Here is a 20,979-nt window from a genome sequence, read left to right on the forward strand (position 1 = left end):
CTGCCCTCGATGCAACTCCATCTCCTAAACGTCTGTTATCCATGATGTGATGTCTAATATCTGATTGAAAGCGCTTCAATATCTGTATTATAATGTATAGATAGGATATAATATATAATCAATTGGTTATAAAATATATTTCTTTATAATTTTTATATCTAATTTTTCATAAATTCTGTTATAATAGAGTTATACCGTGACCCTATTAAAAATCCAGTTCATTGGAGTGGCTTAAATGAGCAAAATACCTCTTTATAAACAGATTCAACAAGACATTAGGGATAAGATTGTTTCTGGGATTCTTCGACCGAAAGATCTGATCGCATCAGAGCAAGAAATTTCAGAAACGTTTAAAGTGAGTAAGATTACGGCTAAAAATGCACTAATCGGCCTTGCTGATGAGGGGCTTGTCATTCGTATTCAGGGGAAAGGCACTTTCGTAGCAGCGGGGCCATTTCATTCTGACATGATTAAGCCCGTCGTCACACCACCCGTGCCAACGAATAATTTAATAGGCCTGATTATACCTACCATGAAAACGAGAGTGATTCAAAAGCTGTTAGATTACTTGGAATATTTTTCGAAAGAGGCAGGTTATCAACTTATCTTGCATATCACTCGTGAGTCTTTAACTGAAGAATCCCGAGCTATCAAAGAATTAATCCAAGCGGGCGTGAAGGGCATCATCGTTTTTCCAACAGAGGATGAAAAATATAACGAATCCCTACTTCGCTTATCGCTAGACAAGTTCCCGTTCGTCTTCATTGACCGTTATTTAAGAAATATTGATACGTATCGCATTACGTCCGATAATTTTAACGGAGCTTTTGAAGCAGCTTCCTACTTATTAGATAAGGGCCACCGTCATATTGCCTTAATCTCACCGGAAAATGCAAACACAACGATCGAGGATCGTACTTCTGGATTCGAGAAGGCCTTTATTGATAAGAATGTATTGATTGATAAAAATTTGTGGTGCCATGTTCCACTAGATATTCTGAGAACGGAACAAGCCTTACAATATATCACTGATTTCTTGACGGCTCGTCCAAATATCGAAGTGGCGTTTACCTTAACTGCTGAAATGGCTAATCTAACCTTCCGTTCCAACCAAGACTTGGAATTAATCTCTTTTGATGATCCTGAGATTCCAAATGTACCTTTCATCCAGCAAAACGAAATACAAATGGCGAAAACCGCTGTTAAATTGTTAAAGTTACAAATAGACGGTGAGTATGCGCCTGAACAAGAAGTTATTCCAGTGAATCTAGTCACCTTCTAATGAACTTTGTCCCTGTCCTAAACAAAGATCGCCCTACACCTTCTAGAAAGGCGTAGGGCGATCTCTTTTATGTCAGATTAGTGTTGGATCCAAGTAGCGTCATTTTTCTCTTGCGTCGTACTGATCGGGTCGATTCTAAGCACACTACTTAATTGACGAATATAACGTGTTGGGAAATTGTAGGATTTGAATGACACCTTAGAAGCGTCACCCAATCCTGCCACTTTCGTGAAGGTTGCATCACTTTTAAATGTAGCGGTCCCGTCGTTTCTACCCAATTGGAGTACATAGTTGTAGTGTCGTAAATAATACCCTGGGAAGTTGAGGGATTCGAAAGAAACAGCACTTGAATCCGCAAGGCCCGGTACCATACGGAATTTGGAGTCATCTATGTTACTAAGAGGCGTCGGATCTATTCTCCCTGCAAAATTATAATGTCTCATATAAGAGCCTGGTACACTAAAAGATTCCCATTGGTGCAACAGTGCGGCATCTCCCAAATCGATACTTCCATAAGTGACCGAGTTATGGTTCGTGCTTCCAAGAGGGCCTCCATTAAGAATTAACACGCTGTGATTATCCGCAAGAGGAACTAATGCAGGGCTGTAACCGCCCGCAACAGCCGTACTTACTCTCGTCCATGTGTTCGATGCACCATTCTCGGTATTCAAAAATAATTCTGAACTTGAATTTGCTCGAACAGCAATTGTCCCGTTAGGTCCAGTGCCTGAGAGCCATGTCACATATGGTGAACTTGAGGGTTTGACACCATCCTGCGTGACGAGTTGCGTTCCGGGATCCGTAGCTGCCCCGAAATTCTCGGGATTCGTAGAGATTTTGTAATAAACAGCAAACCCAGGACTCGCACCGCCGTATTCATACGTCATGATATAGCTGCCATTGCCCAATTTAGCCACGGTCGTCATACCCGGTCGTTTGGTCGAATCGGCAAGCGAAATATCTTCGACAGCTGAACTCCAGTTAACGCCATCTGTTGAAGTAATATGCACCAGCTTTTGATTGTGAAGAGGATCTCTTTCATCGGAATAATAATAAATGAGCTTATTGTTCGCTACAAGAAGAAACGGTTCCCAAACTGGATCGTAAGCGCCAGATGGATCTGCCTTCCCACCTGTTGCTTGTGTACTAACGAACGTCCATGTCACACCATGATCTGTACTTTTATACATATCTAACTTCGTTGTGGCCAAGTTGGAAGGAATCGAGTTACCGGCAATAAGAAGGGTTCCCGCTGGCATATTGCCAATGGCTTGAGGCAGTTCATACAAAAACGGCTGATACCGTAATCCCCATCCATTTACTTGGTCCGTAACCTCCGAAAGGTGTGACCAGGTCACTCCTCCATCTGTGCTTTGGTAAATAGGAAAGGACGGGGTACCACTAACATAATGTTCAAAAGTCGCCAGCATTCTTCCATTATATGAACCACTGTACTTAAGTGTAAGCGCTCTCGGATATAGGGTACCTGGACTTGGATCCGTGCTAGGCGACGTATACATGGTGGAGGGACCGAAAGCACTTGCCGTTGACACCAACATGAAGAAAATGACAACAACCATGACAGCCATGCTTGATAGTTTAACCCTTTTTTACAAAATAATTGTAAATCATTTTAAGTTCGAATTATATATTAAATTGATTATTAAAATGTATTTAATTATAAAAATAAGTTAAATTTAATATTAATATTATTAACAATATAATAAACAAAAGAGGAGCTGCCGCGAAGCACTCCCTCATCTATTGTTCACCTTGGTCACACTTCCACTCCGAATTCTCGAGCAAGCAATTCATAAGAGCGCAGACGTTTACCGTAGTCCGCCACCATGGTCACAAGCATGAATTCATCTACTCCGTACAATTCCATCATCTGCTCCAGCTTGGTTTTGACTGTGTGCGGAGTTCCTACGAGCAGCCTCCGTTCCGAGTATGGTGCAGAATCCCCCTCGGGGGTCTCATTGCGGAACAATGCCGAACTGCTGCTTGCCAGCCGCACAGCCTCTTCCTCTGTTTCCGCACATATAACGCCGATCGTGACGATCATTTTAGGCTCAGGGCACATCGGTGAAGGTACGAACTCTTCTCGATACGTTCGTAGCACCTCTTCGCCTCCCACATCGCTCATGAACTGACCAAATACGTAACCCATTCCGAATTCTGCCGCATATTCAGCGCTTTTCTTATTGGTTCCGAGCAGCCAAACTTCTGGCGGTACAGGAGGGTCCGGACGAGCGCCGACAGGTTCGCCTTCGTAGGTGTAACTACCTTGAAGCAACTTCGCTACATCCTTTAACTTATCGGGCATTTTCCGTACATTTTCCAAAAAATTCCCACTCAATGCCATGCTGACATGCGCGGTTCCGCCAGGCGCCCTCCCCAAGCCTAGGTCGATCCGTCCGGGGTATAGGCTGGCAAGCAAACGAAACGATTCTGCGACTTTAAGCGGGTTATAGTGCGGGAGCAGCACCGCGCCAGAGCCAATCCGAATTCGTTCTGTCCGAGCCCCGATATGCGCTAAAAATACTTCCGGTGAAGGGCACGCCAACTGCGGCATATCATGGTGTTCGGCGACCCAGTAACGGGAGTAGCCCAGCCGTTCCGCCGTTCGTGCAAGCAGCTCCGCTTGTCCAAGTGCATAGGTGTCATCCCTATTCTCAAACACAGGAACCAAATCCAGTACGCTAAGTTTCAATGGTTTTATTTTCATCACGCCTCCTATGTTCGGCATACATTTTATCGGGAATTATACAATTATTAAACTAGATGTTACAAATGTTATTTAGAATTACTACCGCGTCTAAATTCGAACCCATCCCTCACCCCAACCAACCTCACCACTATCTCATCCAACCGCTCCCTAATCAGGATCGCCTCCGCATACGTAGCAGGAATTCCCTCATAGCAATAATAAATGCCAGCCAACCCACCAGCGATGGCACCTATCGTATCCGAGTCTCCACCTAAATTAGCCGCCCGTTGAACAACTTCGCTAAAGTCGGAAGCTTCCAGTAAAATATGAAGCACCCAGCGGAACGTATGCACAACGAAGCCACTGGCTTCGCAACCAGGCTCGGATGTGAGCATACTTTCATACTCTGTTCCGATCAGTTCCTGCTGGATGACTGCTTTCATCTCTTCGCCCTGCAGCAGGCGAAAAGCAATGCGATTATAAAGGATGCAAGCTTCATTGCATCTTTCATCATAATGGGTCATTTTCGATTGCATATGGGAAATTCGCTCAATATCCTTCCAATCCGTGTACGCTAACGCTACTGGCAAACATCGCATCAGTGAACCATTCCCAGCACTTTGGCCCATCTCAATATGTGTTACGTAAGCAGCCTCGAACCAACTCTCCTCTACATTTTCAAACGTATGTCTGATAATGTTACCGATATCTTTGGGCCTCGTTTGATACCATTTCATAAACTGATCACCGATAGCATCTAGCGGATCCTTTGGATTTCCCAAAATCCCCTCTGCCACACACAACGTCATCATCGTGTCGTCCGTCACTTCACCTGGTTCTAATCGCCAGGCTCCCCCTCCAATGATCTCTGTCAAATATCCATATCTCGCTTTAATTTCTCTGACACTCATGAATTCGGTCGTGCCACCCAACGCATCACCGATCGCGACGCCATAGATCCCGCCTTTGATTTTATTCATTAAGTCGTGTTTGTTCATAAGCATTACTCCCTCCCACCGCTACCTGTTTGCTTCATTATACATTCACTCAAGCTATGATATTTATGATATGTCTTCAAAATATGACTTACTTTTTCCGCTCTCTCCTCTAGAGTTCCTTGCAATAGGAAATACGGGATTTGTCTCATTTTGAGATCAGCGATTATCTGCTTTTGGAACACAAACCGCCCCACCTCCCCCGAACGATCCCAGGTATCTGCATAGGGAATATCCGTATCGCAAACAAAAACAAGATCATACCGCGATACCGCATCCACCGCCAATTGAGTCATACGTGGCGTAGCCTTACCGTGATAATAATGAGAGAACATATACGTTGTAATTGCATTGGTATCCACGAAGAGTACATCTCGCGCCTCCTTCAGCAGAAGCTCCTCCCTTTCCAAATGCCCCTCCGCAATCTCCTCCAACTGCTCTAACGATAATCTGCGATCCACCTGGTGCTTCTCCCAATATTCCCGTCCGTACTCCATCATCCAACTTGTATTCATCTGTTTCGCCATGTATGCGGAAAGTGTGGACTTCCCTGTCGAAGGAGCGCCAAGAAATACAACTTTCGCAATTAGATCTTTATAAACAACCGGACTCAGAAACCTTCTATTGTCAAAAGGGTTACCCCTCACTTGCGTTCCCGAAACTGGAAACGTATGCCGATCCGGATCAACCTGGCGATTCACCGCCCCCAAAGACGCGCTCATGTGATCACCATAAAACTCACTGGAGTAAAAATGCGTAATCTTCCGCCCCTCCAGCTTCTGCAGGATATAGGCCTCATGCATCCTTTTAATCGTAGGCGTTTCTCCTATTTCAATGGGACCGTCCCATGCTTCGATAACGTGTACCTGCGGATAGAGGGTACGAATCCAATTGGATCGCACACGCAAAGGGATATCCGTTGTTTCGGGACAATCATAGATGACAACGATCACTTCATCCATCTCCTGGATCGCTGTCTCAATCATGAATTGATGACCCGCATGCAGCGGCGCAAATTTCCCTAGTGTTAAGCCTGTTCTGTGTTGTGACATATGAGCTCCCTCCGATCTACGATGCGTAACGCACGTTTCCATCCAACATATCCCCCAAGGGCGATGAACAAGAAAATAAGGTATAAGAAGGCAACAGCATACAAATCTTTGTAAGCATACATCGCTACCGACATCACGTCGACAGCAATCCAGAGGAGCCAATTCTCTAGCACTTTTGACGAAAGCAGGTACTGTGCAATGAGGCTTAACGTAGCAATGAAAGCATCCGCATATGGAATCGAGGCGTCCGTGTATGCTTGCAGAACATAACCCCAGAGCAGGGTCATCACTACCAAAAATACACTTAATATGAACGTGAGTCTGGATGTTATTTTTCTAGTCGGACGCACCTTAGTACCTTCTCTTTTCGTCATCCAAACGATCCAACCATATACGCTCAATATGAAAAAGAACACCTGCAGCATCGTATCCGCATATAGTTTTGCTTCCCAAAACATTACGAAGAAACAACCCACATTGACCAGGCCAATTGGCCATGACCACATGTTTTCCTTTGCTGTTAACCAAACGCACAATAAGCCTGACGTAGTCGCGACGATTTCAATTGCCGTTGATGACGTGTAAATCGCGATAGCAACCATACCGATGAGTAATGCCACGAATAACCATGCTTTTTTCATACTTAACGCCTCCTTAAGATTAACTCCCAGCGAATAATACTATCAATATGACATTATCAAAAGGTAAAAGAGAAGCGCCTAGCTGTAGATTGACAGCTGAGGCGTCAGATCAGTAAAGCGATAGAGCTGTGCGGCTCTCTGAGAGTAGCGATTGGAAAGCTTCAGCTCTCCGTTACGGTCCACCGCTTCTTCAATGATTCCTTTGCGGCTTTGGGTTGAGGTGATTTTGCGAATGAAGTTGCTTTCCTCAAAATGCGGCACGACCGTTTGTATCACCTGGTATAGCTCACCGATGGTGAACTCTTCGGGAAGAAACTCCTTGGCAATCGTCGTTGTGAGCATCTTTTTCTGAATCTGATGCAAAGCGTCGGTCAATATCTGCCTATGATCAAAAGCCAACGTCAGCCCAAGCGCTTCCCCCACCGTGAATAGGCGCACGTCTGATGCATCCGTATCGGCACGCCTTTCAGCCAGCCATCTCTCATGAACTAAGGCATAGAATGCATGAGAGATAATCCATCCTCTTGGATCACGTCCAGGCTCACTGTAGACGTTAAAGTATTCCATATGAACATCAGTGACGCCAGTCTCCTCTTGAAGCTCCCTCCGAGCACATGCGTACATACTCTCTGACTCTTGGCAAAACCCGCCAGGTAAAGCCCATTGGCCCTCAAACGGCCATTGTTTTCTTTGTATGAGCAGGACCTGTAGTTCCCGAATGGGCAGCGCCTTTTTGGTTGTGTTCTTTTCCGTTGAGGTAATGGTGAAAATGACAATATCACTCGGTGCACCATCCGGTGTCCGATACTTATGGGAAGAGTAGTTCGACTCTTTTTCGTTAGTGTTCAATGTAGCACCTGCTTTCACAACTTTAATGTCGATTTGATATTATCATTATGACATATTTAAGTTGGATGTCAAGTGGGCCTTCGCCCTAATTTACCCTTTGGACGAGTAAACACATTCACTAATCTCGCTATATTTCGCCAAAATCACTTTCTTTCATATGACACATCACGTAAAATATAAATAAGCATATCCAACACAAATGTTGGATACAAATTCGATCTTATAGAGGTAGGCCATGAAACCAACCGTTCTTCACTTCATTGCTCCACCGATTCCTTATTTCTTAGATTGCGGAAGCGCTTACTATGAAATCGGGGAGAGTCATATAAGCAGGACTAACATTGGCACCTTCGACCTAATCGTCGTTAAGAAAGGGACTATTTTCATCGGAGAAGGTACCAATGAATGGACTCTCCAGCAAAATGATGCCATCATTCTAAGACCCGATCTCTCGCATTTCGGAACGGCTCCTTGTGAGCAAGAAGCCGAGATCCTTTGGATCCATTTCCATACGTATGGCGCTTGGGATGAGTACATGGATATGGATGCGTGTTTAGAGAATCAGAATTCTCTCATTGAGGATCACAAACAGAAGGCATTCCTAAATCATGCTGAAGTGAATTCGATATTTATCCCCAAATATATAAAACTCAATCACAAGGCCTTAGAAATCTTGGAATATTTCTTCGATTTGGAACAGGAATCGCGCTCCCAACGTAATTGGCGGAAACAGAATACCTTTCAATTGTTTATGCAGCATATTAACCGTGAATTAATTTCAACAACCGACATGACTGCGTTTCATTTAGCTGAGAAAGTCGAGCTATTTATTCGTCAAAATTACACTAAAAAGATATCCAACGCTTTATTGCAAGAGCATCTTAATTATCATCCTAACTACATTGCCAAATGCATGTTGAAGGTGTTCGGGTTGACACCCAATGATTATTTGCTTCAATTTCGTATCGAACAGTCCAAGAAGCTGCTGATTCAGACCAATTGGACCATGGCGAGAGTTGCGGAAGAAAGTGGCTTTCAACACGCCTCCTACTTCTCACACTGCTTCTCTACCAAAGAAGGAATCTCTCCTTTGAATTTCCGCAAAAACTATACAGGCCATTCCTAACAGTCATGCCCTGCATGCGACGCAGACACGGGATCTCGCCGGAGGACGTTGTTGGTTGAGTTCCTTTGTAGGTTTGGCGTAGTCTCGTGATTCACACATTTGATTAACTGGAATATATACAGCTATTTTCGAGGAATTTCCTCGAAAATTCGATTTAACTGTAAAACATGTAGTTAAAACTGCCTTTTTTGATCAGATCGAGTAAAATGTGCAAAATTAACTGTATATTTTCCATCTACTCGGCGTTTGATTAAAAAATTCCAATATTTGACTGTATTAAATCCATCTATTCAGCTGGCGGACAGGAGGGTAGTTTCGTTACTTAAAAAAATAGCCAGCAACCTAGATTGCTCAAGGTTACTGGCTACTTGCTTTTATATCAGAAATTGAACTTTTATTGAAACGCTTTGACCCAAACCATCATTTCTCCAACCGCGGTTCCCCCACGCATAGTAAGGAACTCACCTCAATCCTATTCATTTTATCATCTCTCGTTCACTTACTTGCGCAGTCGTATAACATTCCAAGATAACCTTGGCAATGTTCCAATCAGCATATCGTCCTGAGTGGCAGCATCGCCATCGCTATGCGGTGTCACTCGAATAGGATGATTCATCGTATTCACGGCTTTGACATCCTTGTTTTCCAATACAATGTGTTCTACCACTCGGTATCCCTCAAAGCTGCGCAAGTCGCATGAAACAACTATTGAGGAATCAAGACTCTTATTAACTGCAAATATCGTAAGTTCGTCCTTCTCTTCCTGATGAATAACAACGGTATCCAGATAAGGGACATCCGTATAATCCTTCGTATCATATTTAGGAGCATCTATAAACGAGTGCAGCACGGTTCCTCTCCCATAAAGGGAGGTGTGCATATAAGGATAAAAAATTGTTTGACGCCAAGCAGGTCCACCCGTTTGCGTCATAATAGGGGCTATGACATTCACTAACTGCGCTAAGCAAGCAATCTTCACGCGATCCGCGTGTTTTAATAGTGTGATCAGCATCGTCCCTACCATCAGTGCGTCTTCCAAGGTATACAAATCTTCAAGCTGCGGAGGCGCAAATTGCCATGGTTCTATCTTTTTGTCTGACTCCAAGCTATGAAACCATACATTCCATTCATCGAAGGAAAGCATCATGGTTTTTTTGCTTCTCTTTTTGGCTTTTATATAATCACACACCGCAATAATCTCTTGTATAAAAGCAGTCATATCCAGCGATTTGGCCAAGTAATTAGCTGTGTCATTATCTGCGTTTCCATAGTACGTATGTAAGGATAAATAGTCGACATTGTCATACGTATGGTCCAGCACTGTAGATTCCCACTCCGCATAGGTTGGCATACTTCGGAAAGAACTGCCGCATACCACCAACTCGATCGTCGGATCAACGAATTTCATCGCTTTCGCTGCTTCATTCGCCAATCGACCATAGTCGTCTGCCGTTTTGGCACCAATTTGCCAGGGTCCATCCATTTCATTTCCTAAACACCACGTCTTGATCCCATAAGCCTCTGGATAGCCATGAGCAATTCTTAAATTGCTCCAATACGAGCCCGCAGGATGATTGCAATACTCCACCAAGTTTCTGGCGTCATCTATCCCTCTAGTTCCTAAGTTAACAGCCATCATTGCTTGTGCTTTGACTTGTTTGGTCCATGCGAGAAATTCATTTGTTCCAAATAAATTAGGCTCAAGTACACGCCATGCCAGCTCCAGCTTGGCAGGTCTTCCACTGATCGGTCCGACACCATCCTCCCAGTTATATCCTGAGACGAAGTTGCCCCCGGGATAACGAACGATAGGTACACCGATTTCATTGATCATCTCCATAACATCCTGCCTAAAACCTTGCTCATCCGCTGCTGGATGTCCAGGCTCATAAATGCCGCCATAAACAGCACGTCCCAAGTGTTCAATGAAAGATCCGTAAATGCGCTCATCGACTTTAGCAATTCGAAAATCTTTATCCAACTTCATGCTCGCTTTTAACACAGTCGTCATATCTCTTTTCCTCCTACTTTCAGAGCACTACAAACTAAGTATAGCCCATGAATATGGGATTATCGTTAAATGATATCAACTTGTTTTTTAAAAATAACAACCTATGCAAACCTGCCTTCCATCTGTACATACACAGAAAGCTGCCTTTCAAATCTACAAAGATCCGAGAGGCAGCTTCTAATAATTGGATTATGTTCCGAATACTCTCCACGATTCAATTCCTGTTGATGTGGTCGCTTTGGCTGTTATGTTGACACGGATTTTGGTGGTAGAAACAGGCGTAAATGTCGTCGTGTTGTATTGATTGGCGACAACCCCCAGTCCTGATGGGCTTGCTACATTGACCCAAGCGGTTCCATTCCAATACTGTATGGTATAGGAAGCTGGGAGATCGATACCTTGATTATCGTCAAACCAATAGATCGCTGTACTGGATACTGTTTTCGCTGATGCAAAGTCATATTGAACCCATTGTGTCGTACCTGGATTATCCCAGTTTCCATACACAGAATGCCCTCTATCATTCGAACTTGTTGGGGCATAACCATCGTTCAGACCTGCAAGGCTTTCCCAAGCCGATACGAACGAAGTCGTCGCTGTCCCTTGCGGTGCAACGTCTTGAGGTCCTGACGGTGTGCCCACTTGCAGTTTCACATCGTACGTAGCGTTCGTTCCAATGCTAAGATTCACGATGGTTTTTGCGCCTGACGTTGCCGTCACTGTGCCTGTTTGCACGTTGTTCACAAGCACATTATACGTACCTGCTGCAAGACCCGTGAACGTGACTTTCGTAACGTGGGCTGCTGTTGTGGTCGAATTCTTCAAAGTGAAGTTGACATCATTCTTAGCTGTTGCCACGATGGCTGATGTATATTGGTCGCGCTCAAGCTCCATGGAGAACTTCTCCGTAATGAGATGCAAACGTTTGAATAAGCCATCCTTCGGCGTGATCGTATATTTCCCGCTGCTTAAGGTAACGTCCGCCCCATAGCCATACAAGCCAAAAATTGGATCAACGGCAACATCCGCACTTAGAATTTTCAAAGCACCGAACAGCCCAAGATCAGCTTCTCCGCTCATCCCGCGCCAGCCATTAAATAGAGGACCGCCGTCAAGGCCTAGAGCGCCGTTATTTCCTTTACTTGCTTGATACGTCCAAGAAACAGCACCAATATTCGCTGCATCACTACTGATTTGACCAGAATTGATCGCACTTATATTCGCTATTTTGGCCGCGTAGGATAACCGTTGTTCCCTCTCAGGCGTCGTGGAATTCGTACGTATCCAGTCATCCATCGCATAACCTGCAAGTGACGTACTGTATTGGAAATTCCACCAATTATCCCCCGTAATGGTTACAGGATCCGTGTAGTAATACCACACTGGCATATGACCGCGTGCTGCTCTCGTTTTGGCATTGATTTTACCTTTGATGGTATTGTTATTATTCATCTTAGCCAGCATGTAGACCGATTCCTCCCCTGTATTGTCATAGCTGTATTCTGATCCATAAGGATAGGAATTTGCTGAAAAATTGCTGTATTTCGTTGCCATTTTGCTAATGATATCGTTAGCTTGCGTCGTATAGCCTTCATCTTGAAGTGCTTTAATGATGTCTGGCGTCGTTAACTCACCCATTAACCCCGTCTCCCAGTTGTAGGCAACAGGTCCGTCATACAAGGCTTTGAACACATTATATGCGCGAAGCAAATACGTATTTTTGGGATTTTTATATGTCACAAGATTTGGGTACAGCTTAGCAATTTTATACATACTGAAGTACGTATTGTAAATATGCGGATACGCATAGCCCCGATAGGTTGGCGTTGTGTTCGGTTGTGCCATTAGAAAATCTGGAACAAGATAATCGGTATGATGGCCATTCATCAAATTCGTCCATACAGCTGTTTCCAAATAGTTATCTACGGCTGTCACTTCAGAAGCAATTGGCGTAATGGCATTTTTCTCCGCAAGGAATTGACCATGTGTAAGCCCCCAGTCATCTCCCCAACCCCAGTATCCTGCGAAATTGTTTCGCTTGGCTTTGGTCTGCATCATCCAGTCATCGAACACTTTATCCCGAATATCCCCTGGCACATTCCATTGTTGATTGTTCACCATGAACGTCGAATGCCGCTGTAATGCCGCATCAATAGGTTCAATGGCATAGAATTGGAGAACTGTCTTCTCCCCTGAGCCGTACGTAACCGTAATATTGTTCTGTCCCAAATGGGTCATCGTCATCTGATATAATTTGTGATCCGTTCCCGTTGTACCTAAAGAAGTAATTGTCGTCTCGGATGGGTATTGCGGCGTAACTGCAGTAATGGCTTTGGATGTGTGCAAATCGAATTTAGCCGTCTGATTCGTTGGTACAATCATGCCAGGAACTACATTGAAATCGACCATACCTTCGCTATACAGCCTGTCTTGAACGGCATACTCATCTGCAGCTTTGAAAAATTTGAAGGCATACGTTTTACTTGCGCCTGGCGCTAACGTTAGGCTTGTGTTGGGTAAATAACCACGACCATTGCTTTTAATCACATTGGAGTGAATATAGTACACGTTCAGACCCTTCGCATAGCCGCCTTGATCCGCTGCCCACATGCTGCCTGGATGCTCCTCAACGCGCCAATTGTCTTGATACTCAAGTCCCGCTCCTGTCGTCGTGTCAGGTACCATAAGCAGAGAAGGGCCAATACCACTAGGGCGCTGCGCCACGATATACGAACTATTGTTACCGATAAAAGCATGTGTAATGACACGTGTCTCATAGATTTCGTCATTATTGCCGGCAGTGAAGAATTCGTTGAATGGGAGGGGGAGGCCGAAATCTCCGATTTCCAAAGTTTGCGTGCTTGTATTCGTAACGGTAATTTGCCATTTCAAATAGTCACTCACGAGGGAATACGATTCATCCACTTTGAAGTTTTTAATCCCTGCACTGTTGGTTGAATTCTGATACGTAATATTGACGGTATTGCCCGTTTGGGAAGTGGTTCTGCCATCCGCCGATTTACTCGAAAGTGCTTGCGTCCAAGCTCCGGTTCCAAGCTTATAAGTAAACATAAGCTCCCCAACCCATTGATGATCAGCTGTATTCTGATTCGGCGCATTCGTTGCATTCATAACATAATTGGTTGGATACGTATCCCCGCCAATTTGTAGAGAAGTAATTTCGCCATTCGTACCCGTCTGGACGGTAAAATTACTGTTCGTAATTGTATTGGCTGAAGCTAGTTGCGGTACCAACAGAATGGCTGCTGCAGTAAACGTAGAAGCTGCAAACAGTTGCACGCGTTGTGATTTCGACATCTTGCTCCAATACTGACTAAGCATTTGCTTCATTAGATAGCCTCTCTTTCTCATCTTAGATTTCATCGACATCTAACAGGGATTCCTCTTACCATTAATCTTCGATCCTAGCTGTATCGTGCTGTCATCCTTTGCGGCACACCTCCTCATTTATTAAATTTTGTAGCGCTTACATTTTCTATCATATCTAAAATTTGTGCGATTTACTTTAAGTTTCACAACCTATTTTTACACTATATGAACTAATGCCACAGCAGATTTATTTAAAAATATCAACCTGAAAAACCCCCTGAAGGATTATCCTTCAAGGGGTTCATTCGGATTAACTTTTCATACCGGTCAACGTGATTCCCTCTACAAAATACTTCTGACCAATCAGGTAGAAAATGACGCCTGGCGCAAAGGACAGGCACGTGGCTGCCATCGTTAACGACCAATCCTGCTTTAATTGTCCTTTAAAATTGGTAAGCCCCAACGCTATGGTAAATTTTTCGCTCGAATTAATGTAAATCATTTGTTGGAGCAAATCATTCCATAAGCCAATGAAAATAAACAACGCGACGACGATCATAGCGGGCTTGATCGCTGGCATAATAATGCTGAACAAAATCCGGAAGTACCCAGCACCGTCTATCGTTGCCGCTTGGTCGAGTTCTCTCGGTATGGAGAGAATAAACTGCCTGATCAAAAAGATATTAAAAGCGCCGCCGCCGCAAAAATAGGGCAGAATCAATGGCAGATAGCTGTCATGGAGCCCCAGCCCCCGCGTCCATCCAATGTACAGCGGAATGAGCGTTACCATGGCAGGCAAGAGCATAGAACCGACGCAGAGGATCCAGATCAATTGTTTGCCCCTAAACCGCAACCTCGCAAAAGCATATCCGCACAAGGTGGCCGTGAACGTCCCCCCAAAACAAGCAGGAACGATAATGATCATCGTATTCCACAAATATTTCCAAAATTTAAATATAGTCAATGTTTTTTCATAGTTGGAAAATAACCAATTTTTCGGTATGAGAGACGGCGGATATTTGTAGATCTCGGGGTTCGTCATCAGAGACGTACGGAATATCCACCAAATCGGGAAGAGCACGATGAGGGCAAATACAATGACGACTATAAATGTAAGCACGTTCATCGTTCGTTCACTGCGTTTCTTGCTCTTTAATCTGGCGTATGCGACTTCGCTCATTTATCGTCGTCTCCTTCGGAAAAGATCCACCGTTTCGACGTCTTGAACAAAACGGCAGTAAAAGCGGCAAGAATGGCGAAAATAATAAAAGTCGTCGCGCAGGCGTAGCCCAGCTTGTAATTGACGAATGCCTGATCATACATCAGATAAGTCATGAATCGGGAAGAGTTGCCCGGACCGCCATTGGTCAGAGCAAGGGCCGGCGTAACGACTTGGAGATTGGCGATCAGACTCAGCAACAGGTTATAAAAGATGATCGGCGTCATACAAGGCAAGGTGATATGAAGAAAGCGATTCCATCCGTTCGCGCCATCCATTTCAGCCGCTTCATGATAGACGCTCGGAACGCTCTGAAGACCAGCCAAAAAAATAACGATTAAGTTCCCGGACAGCCAGACCGCAATCAATGAAAGAGATGGGATTACGTAATTGGAATCCGCGATAAAGAGAACTTTATTCAATCCGATTTCGGAGAGGAGATAGTTGAAGAAACCAAAATTGGCCTCGTAAAGCCAGGACCATCCTACGTATATAGCGGCAGCAGGCAAAACGAAAGGGACATAGAATACAGCTCTGAAAAAACCTCTTCCCGGAATTTTACGGTTCAACAGCATCGCGATGAAAAGTGAATAAATCATGCTTCCAGCTACAGATAAAAATGCAAAGTAGAGCGTTGCGATAATAGAATCTTTAATATAAGGATCGGTGGTAAATAGCGTGATGTAATTGCTGAAACCGACGAATTCAGGGTTTTTTAGCCCCGTCCAATTCGTCATACTAATGCCCAACACGCCAAGAAGAGGCAGATAGGTCAGGAAGATCAGCCCGAGTATTGCAGGAATCAAGCATATGTAAGCAACCCTTGCCTCGCTTGAATGAAAGCGGGAACGGCGTTGCTGAGGTTTATTAAAAGTTTCCATATCTTGCCCCCCACCTCATATGTGAAGGATGACCACCGCTTGCTTGTTCTTGGCGGTCATCCTTCCTATACGTTATTTTTTGCCTTTATTGGCTGCTTTCAAAGCTTCGAGATTTTTGGTAATGGCATCCTTGGCGGTAGCTTTTCCGGTCCAAACATCCCCCAAGGTCGATCCCAGCAAGGTGTTAAAGTCCGTCGTATGATTCGTATAGAACCAGGCAGCGGGTCTGGCGGCTGAGGATTGTGCGTAATCGACCACAGCGGACTTGTATTCGTTGTAAGGAGGGAAGTTCTTATTGTCGACCCATTTATGGGTAAGCGTTTCATCCGTATACCACTTTTTCAGTGTTGGCATCCAAATACCCGATGAGATAAGTCCCCAATTGTTTTCTTCAGCTGTGTACCATTTGAGCCATTCCATCGCTTCTTTCGGATGCTTGGTTTGGGAGAATACGACATTGGCACCGCCCGTGTTGAGAGTAACCTTTTGCTTAAAGTATGGTAATACGGCAACGCCATATTTCAGTCCTGCATCCTTGGCTGCATTCAAGCTAGTTCCTATGTTCCACTGGCCGTTCGTGGCCATGGCGACCGTTCCTGCGATGATGGTACGCTGAATGCCATCATCGGTCTGTCCAACAGACAACGGGGCAACATGGTCTTTCAAGTACAGGTCCGCGACTTTCTGAATCGCTTCGATACTGGCGTCTTCCCCGATTCTCACAGATGTACCGTCACTGGAATAGAAACCACCGCCATTGCTGAGCACCCAGGCTTCCAACTGCCAAGCCAGATTTTCGACGGATGCACCATACTGAACGATGCTCTGTGCATTAAAGCCAGCCTCGTCAGCATGTTTGCCATTCTTATCGACCGTCAGCTTTTTGGCCGTTGCTACGAATTCATCCCATGTCCATGCTTTATCCAATGCGGATGGCGGATAAGGTACTTTCGCTTTGTCGAACATGTCTTTGTTGTAATAAAGGAGCAGGATTTCATTCGCAGCGGCATAGGCTACGGTTTTGCCTTGATATTTGTAAGCTAGGCTATCCAGCGGCTTGCTGTCACTTCCCGAGTACATGGCACTTACATCATTCAACATACCATCGGAGGACCACTGGATGACGCCATCCTCCTTCAATATTCCCGTATCTGGTAATTGACCTGCCGTTGCCTGTGTATTCAGTTTGGTCATGTAGTTTTCCCAAGGAATCGCTTGCACTTTGACTTCGATTCTGTTTTGAGAAGCATTAAACTTATCCGCCGCTGCCTGGGTTGCGCTTCCTTCAGCCTCACTTCCCCACATCGAATAGGTAATCTTAACCTTCTCAGTGGAAGGAGCTGCCGTCTTCTCTGGTGCTTTTGTAGCTGCTTCTCCCGTTGGCGATGCGCTTGGTTTATCGTTATTCGTGGAGCATCCAGCCATCATGCTTAAGATCAAGACCATTGATACGTTAACCATGAATCCTTTTTTCATTGTTTTCATATTAACCCCTCCATCATATATAATTCGCCGTCACTCCTTGATTCCTCCCGCGTGGGCGGGGAATATTTCATCTGTCTATTACGACTGTTATATTGTCGATTGCTCCCTTCCCTCCTTGACCAGAGTTAACAAGCGTGATCTATCCTTGCACCTCATGAGGGTAAAACCGTATTTTCTCTAATCCACACTCTCATCTCGCCGCTTCCCCGGTTCGCCCAAGCAAAGTAAGGGATAAATCGGGCCGTAGTCGCTTCTAAGTGATCCTCGTCTTTCACGCGGTACAGTTGATCCTTCCAGCCCTCGTCTTGAATCCGATAAGCGGTTAAGTCGATGGTAAGCAGTCCGCCTAACAAGCTGCTATCAAAGCTAACTTGATCTTCGAAGCCTGGATGGATGATCAGCTTATGAAGCCCTTTGCCATTGTCAGCTTCTTCTAGGCAGTACACCATCGGCCCTCGCTGGATGGCGACCATGCCTACGGTCTCTCGAATTTCCGGATTGCCTTTCATTGGACTAACGTTCATTGGTAGAACTAGATGGACGATATCGCCTGCGTTCCATTCCCGCTCGAGATGAAGATATCCGTTAATCAGGCGCATAGCGGATTCTTCTACTGGTTGCCCGTTAACCCTGACATCCCAAGACCTACACCAGCTTGGTATCCGTAGAGCCAAGGAGAAGATTTTGGGTTCATCCATCTTCAGCTCGAATTTAATGTTACCGTTCCAAGGGAGCTCGGAATGCTGGATGAGCCCAACGGCGCCGCCATCCACCTTCACGGTAACTTGACTCCCAATATATAAGTGAGCATAAAGGGTATGCCCATGGAACGAGTAGATATAGCTGCCGAGCGAGGCGAGCAGCCGAGCGATATTAGGCGGGCAACACGCGCAACCGAACCATCGCTGCCTTTGCATCTTCACGTGATCGAAATTCTGATTCTTGCCGCTGGCTTCAGGCCAAGCTTCCAATGGATTCACGTAGAAAAAGTGCTGTCCGTCGCGAGACATTCCGCCGATTACGGTGTTATATAGCGCTCTCTCCAAGACGTCTGCGTATTCGCTTCTTTGCTCGATCTGAAGCATGCGCTGGGCGAAGAAGATGAGTCCGATCGATGCGCAAGTCTCGGCGTAAGCCGTATCGTTCGGCAAATCATAATCGAGCGTAAATGACTCGCCGTAAGACATCGAACCGATCGATCCCGTAATGTACATCCGCTTGTTCACGATGTTATGCCAGAGCGCCCGGCATGCCTTCAACAACTCCTCGTCCCCGGTCGCGGCCGCTACGTCGGCCATACCCGTGCACATATAGACGACCCGCACCGCGTGACCTTCAGCCGTCTGCTGCATGCGAATCGGGACGTGCGCTTGGCTGTAAGATTTGTCCTTGGCTATCTTCAGCGCTTGGAAATGCGTTTCGCCATTCCGGCGTTCGAACTCTAAGTCGTAGAAGTGGGGACTCTGCCCTCTCTCATCCAAGAAGAACTTCGCCAGCTTCATATAACGTTCGTTGGAGGTGGCTTTGTAGAGCTTCATTAGCGCCAGCTCGATCTCTTGATGCCCGTCATAACCTTTGATCTTACCATCCTCTGGCCCGAACGTCGCATCAATGCAATCGGCAAGCTTGCAAGCCACTTCCAGAATCTTGCCCTTCCCCGTTGCCTTCTCATAGGCGACAGCTGCTTCGATCAGATGACCCGCACAGTAGAGCTCGTGGCACTCCGCTAGATTCTTCCATCTGCCTGCCTTTTCTTTAAGTGTAAAATACGTATTTACATATCCGTCCGCATGCTGCGCCTTAGCGATCAGATCGACGACTTCATCCGCTACCTTTTCCAGATCGGAATCAGGCGTTTGCTCCAATAGATAACCGACAGCTTCAAGCCACTTGGCCACGTCGCTATCTTGGAACACCATGCCGTAGAAATCGCCTTGCTCCAATCCAGCAGCGATTTTAAAATTCCGGATAGCGTGACTCGGCTCGTTGCCTTCGATTCGATCATTAAGCGCCTCCCACTGATAAGGTACGACAACATCGCGAATCAATGAAATATAAGGGGACCAGAAGTCATCCTGGATTATCACGTTCTTCAATTGAACGGGTGTTGAGATAGATATAATACTCATCAGGTGTGCCCCTTTTATCAATTTCGCCTTCTTAATGAAAGCGCTACTAATTATAATACATGTGATAGCCTAGTTTTAATTAAAGATTTACAACCACTTTTTTAGAAATTACAACCAATAGAAAATATTAAAAATATCCCTAATGAGCTCTCCAATTTTACATTTCAACTCTACCCCTATCCCTTATTTCATCGACTGCAGCGTGCTTTCTTGGGCAAAGAAGAGAGACATATTAGCTGGAATAACATAGGAATAGTGGATTTATTGCTTAAGAATGCATTACGATTTTACTAACTATTGAATGAAATTAATTTTCGCACTTGCAATTCCGTTAATTCCGAGTATAATACTAGGTATAAAGCCGAAATGAGGTAACCGCCATGCTAGAAACCGTGACATTAGAGCAACGCTGGAAAGATGATTATTTGGATTTATTAAATTATGCGAAGCAAATCGGGGACGCCCAATGGCAGAACGAAATTATACAGACGCTGAGTAAATCAGCCTTATATATGCAACAAACGACACTTGAATATCAAATAAACCAACTATGGCAACGATTCGATGCCGTCAATAAGAAGATGCTGGAGCTTTACAGACAGTTGAGGGAAACCGATAACGCGTATGTCTCTTCTCGGTTGATCGAGGAAGTTTGGGGATTGAAACTACAGCGGGTTGAAATTGGCAAACAATTGAACGCGACTTATCATAGCTAGAAATGCAAAAAATCCCGTATGCGGATTACCGCTCTACCGGACATCGGTTCATGCCTATTCGTCATTTCCATGCATGCAGTCATCTGCTCTGCAGAATTGCATCTTACGGTACGCATCAATTTGCAGATTGATATGTACTTGCAATAAAAATTTCATCGTATGAATCCAATGATAACCGTGTGTGTTCGATAACTCCTTGTATAAGGACGAATCTTACACAGCGGTTTGTTTCATTTCACGCATCATACCCATCATCATCGTCATCATCTCATCGCAAGACTGCATCTTGGACATCATCATATCCATATCCATCATGTCCGCCATTTCCATACCTTGCATGCAATCCATCATCATCTTCATGTTGTTCATTTTACACATCATTTCTTCCATACACATCGACATCATCATTTTCATGCTCATCATTTCCATTCGTTCCACTCCTTTCTCTCTACTTTATTTGTTTTCCAACAATTAGAAGATTAACCCATTTGAATAATTTTATCAAGTCTTTTTCCGAAAAAATATTGCTTTTAGCTAAATGATTGTGTTATAT

General features: G+C 44.8%; 16 protein-coding genes and 1 pseudogene. 3 read left to right on the forward strand and 14 right to left on the reverse strand.

Annotated features, from left to right (window positions below; translation table 11 throughout):
- Nucleotides 1–235: 235 nt before the first annotated feature.
- Nucleotides 236–1,282: a GntR family transcriptional regulator gene (locus tag ACSQ8P_RS30080; RefSeq protein WP_436238549.1), complete on the forward strand. Its 1,047-nt coding sequence runs from the start codon at nt 236–238 to the stop codon at nt 1,280–1,282.
- Nucleotides 1,283–1,359: 77 nt separating this feature from the next.
- Here the strand turns inward: ACSQ8P_RS30080 and ACSQ8P_RS30085 are convergent, their stop codons facing one another.
- The 6 genes from ACSQ8P_RS30085 to ACSQ8P_RS30110 all read right to left on the reverse strand — a co-directional run bounded on the left by ACSQ8P_RS30085 (nt 1,360) and on the right by ACSQ8P_RS30110 (nt 7,529).
- Nucleotides 1,360–2,871, reverse strand: coding sequence for an AbfB domain-containing protein (locus ACSQ8P_RS30085; protein ID WP_436238550.1), 1,512 nt, complete (start codon nt 2,869–2,871; stop codon nt 1,360–1,362).
- A gap of 188 nt (nt 2,872–3,059) precedes the next feature.
- The gene (locus tag ACSQ8P_RS30090; RefSeq protein ID WP_436238551.1) at nt 3,060–4,010 is read right to left on the reverse strand and encodes an LLM class flavin-dependent oxidoreductase; all 951 of its coding nucleotides are present in this window, start codon (nt 4,008–4,010) and stop codon (nt 3,060–3,062) included.
- A gap of 68 nt (nt 4,011–4,078) precedes the next feature.
- The gene (locus ACSQ8P_RS30095; protein ID WP_436238552.1) at nt 4,079–4,990 is read right to left on the reverse strand and encodes an ADP-ribosylglycohydrolase family protein; all 912 of its coding nucleotides are present in this window, start codon (nt 4,988–4,990) and stop codon (nt 4,079–4,081) included.
- A 5-nt stretch (nt 4,991–4,995) separates the two neighbouring features.
- A complete protein-coding gene (locus ACSQ8P_RS30100; protein ID WP_436238553.1) occupies nt 4,996–6,039 on the reverse strand; it encodes an AAA family ATPase in 1,044 nt (347 codons plus the stop codon).
- Nucleotides 6,015–6,680: a nicotinamide riboside transporter PnuC gene (pnuC, locus tag ACSQ8P_RS30105; RefSeq protein ID WP_436238554.1), complete on the reverse strand. Its 666-nt coding sequence runs from the start codon at nt 6,678–6,680 to the stop codon at nt 6,015–6,017. The genes ACSQ8P_RS30100 and pnuC overlap by 25 nt, the downstream gene beginning before the upstream one ends.
- A 78-nt stretch (nt 6,681–6,758) precedes the next feature.
- Nucleotides 6,759–7,529: an NUDIX domain-containing protein gene (locus tag ACSQ8P_RS30110; protein WP_436238555.1), complete on the reverse strand. Its 771-nt coding sequence runs from the start codon at nt 7,527–7,529 to the stop codon at nt 6,759–6,761.
- A gap of 235 nt (nt 7,530–7,764) precedes the next feature.
- Here ACSQ8P_RS30110 and ACSQ8P_RS30115 point away from each other — a divergent pair, with 235 nt between their 5' ends.
- Nucleotides 7,765–8,655 (forward strand): AraC family transcriptional regulator, encoded by an 891-nt coding sequence (locus ACSQ8P_RS30115; protein ID WP_436238556.1) that lies wholly within the window; start codon nt 7,765–7,767, stop codon nt 8,653–8,655.
- A 499-nt stretch (nt 8,656–9,154) separates the two neighbouring features.
- Here the strand turns inward: ACSQ8P_RS30115 and arfA are convergent, their stop codons facing one another.
- From arfA to ACSQ8P_RS30150, 7 genes and pseudogenes are all read right to left on the reverse strand, one after another.
- Nucleotides 9,155–10,666, reverse strand: a complete 1,512-nt coding sequence (gene arfA / locus ACSQ8P_RS30120) for an arabinosylfuranosidase ArfA (RefSeq protein ID WP_436238557.1) — start codon at nt 10,664–10,666, stop codon at nt 9,155–9,157.
- A 189-nt stretch (nt 10,667–10,855) separates the two neighbouring features.
- Nucleotides 10,856–11,320 carry a galactose-binding domain-containing protein gene (locus ACSQ8P_RS30125; protein WP_436239641.1) on the reverse strand — a complete coding sequence of 155 codons (465 nt, stop codon included), beginning with the start codon at nt 11,318–11,320 and terminating at the stop codon, nt 10,856–10,858.
- Nucleotides 11,314–13,984 (reverse strand): annotated as a pseudogene (locus ACSQ8P_RS30130) (DUF5695 domain-containing protein); the annotation flags it as partial. The pseudogene ACSQ8P_RS30130 and the gene ACSQ8P_RS30125, both read right to left, overlap by 7 nt.
- 322 nt (nt 13,985–14,306) lie before the next feature.
- A complete protein-coding gene (locus tag ACSQ8P_RS30135) occupies nt 14,307–15,176 on the reverse strand; it encodes a carbohydrate ABC transporter permease (protein ID WP_436238558.1) in 870 nt (289 codons plus the stop codon).
- A complete protein-coding gene (locus ACSQ8P_RS30140; protein WP_436238559.1) occupies nt 15,173–16,096 on the reverse strand; it encodes a carbohydrate ABC transporter permease in 924 nt (307 codons plus the stop codon). Before ACSQ8P_RS30140 ends, ACSQ8P_RS30135 begins: the two co-directional genes overlap by 4 nt.
- A gap of 72 nt (nt 16,097–16,168) precedes the next feature.
- Nucleotides 16,169–17,581: an ABC transporter substrate-binding protein gene (locus ACSQ8P_RS30145; RefSeq protein ID WP_436238560.1), complete on the reverse strand. Its 1,413-nt coding sequence runs from the start codon at nt 17,579–17,581 to the stop codon at nt 16,169–16,171.
- 152 nt (nt 17,582–17,733) lie between these two features.
- A complete protein-coding gene (locus ACSQ8P_RS30150) occupies nt 17,734–19,710 on the reverse strand; it encodes a glycoside hydrolase family 127 protein (protein WP_436238561.1) in 1,977 nt (658 codons plus the stop codon).
- A gap of 380 nt (nt 19,711–20,090) precedes the next feature.
- Between ACSQ8P_RS30150 and ACSQ8P_RS30155 the strand changes: the two genes are divergently transcribed.
- Nucleotides 20,091–20,426: a hypothetical protein gene (locus ACSQ8P_RS30155; protein WP_436238562.1), complete on the forward strand. Its 336-nt coding sequence runs from the start codon at nt 20,091–20,093 to the stop codon at nt 20,424–20,426.
- A gap of 213 nt (nt 20,427–20,639) precedes the next feature.
- Here ACSQ8P_RS30155 and ACSQ8P_RS30160 read toward each other — a convergent pair whose 3' ends face one another.
- The gene (locus tag ACSQ8P_RS30160) at nt 20,640–20,855 is read right to left on the reverse strand and encodes a hypothetical protein (RefSeq protein WP_056608664.1); all 216 of its coding nucleotides are present in this window, start codon (nt 20,853–20,855) and stop codon (nt 20,640–20,642) included.
- Nucleotides 20,856–20,979 lie beyond the last annotated feature (124 nt).

The organism is Paenibacillus sp. LjRoot153 (assembly GCF_964253085.1).
GTDB lineage: Bacteria > Bacillota > Bacilli > Paenibacillales > NBRC-103111 > Paenibacillus_E.

Coding starts and splice junctions, on each gene's coding strand:
- ACSQ8P_RS30145 (WP_436238560.1), bottom strand. CDS start 17,581: ATGAAAACAATGAAAAAAGGATTCATGGTTAACGTATCAATGGTCTTG.
- ACSQ8P_RS30135 (WP_436238558.1), bottom strand. CDS start 15,176: ATGAGCGAAGTCGCATACGCCAGATTAAAGAGCAAGAAACGCAGTGAA.
- ACSQ8P_RS30080 (WP_436238549.1), top strand. CDS start 236: ATGAGCAAAATACCTCTTTATAAACAGATTCAACAAGACATTAGGGAT.
- ACSQ8P_RS30085 (WP_436238550.1), bottom strand. CDS start 2,871: ATGGCTGTCATGGTTGTTGTCATTTTCTTCATGTTGGTGTCAACGGCA.
- ACSQ8P_RS30090 (WP_436238551.1), bottom strand. CDS start 4,010: ATGAAAATAAAACCATTGAAACTTAGCGTACTGGATTTGGTTCCTGTG.
- pnuC (WP_436238554.1), bottom strand. CDS start 6,680: ATGAAAAAAGCATGGTTATTCGTGGCATTACTCATCGGTATGGTTGCT.
- ACSQ8P_RS30140 (WP_436238559.1), bottom strand. CDS start 16,096: ATGGAAACTTTTAATAAACCTCAGCAACGCCGTTCCCGCTTTCATTCA.
- arfA (WP_436238557.1), bottom strand. CDS start 10,666: ATGACGACTGTGTTAAAAGCGAGCATGAAGTTGGATAAAGATTTTCGA.
- ACSQ8P_RS30155 (WP_436238562.1), top strand. CDS start 20,091: ATGCTAGAAACCGTGACATTAGAGCAACGCTGGAAAGATGATTATTTG.
- ACSQ8P_RS30115 (WP_436238556.1), top strand. CDS start 7,765: ATGAAACCAACCGTTCTTCACTTCATTGCTCCACCGATTCCTTATTTC.
- ACSQ8P_RS30150 (WP_436238561.1), bottom strand. CDS start 19,710: ATGAGTATTATATCTATCTCAACACCCGTTCAATTGAAGAACGTGATA.
- ACSQ8P_RS30095 (WP_436238552.1), bottom strand. CDS start 4,990: ATGAACAAACACGACTTAATGAATAAAATCAAAGGCGGGATCTATGGC.
- ACSQ8P_RS30100 (WP_436238553.1), bottom strand. CDS start 6,039: ATGTCACAACACAGAACAGGCTTAACACTAGGGAAATTTGCGCCGCTG.
- ACSQ8P_RS30160 (WP_056608664.1), bottom strand. CDS start 20,855: ATGGAAATGATGAGCATGAAAATGATGATGTCGATGTGTATGGAAGAA.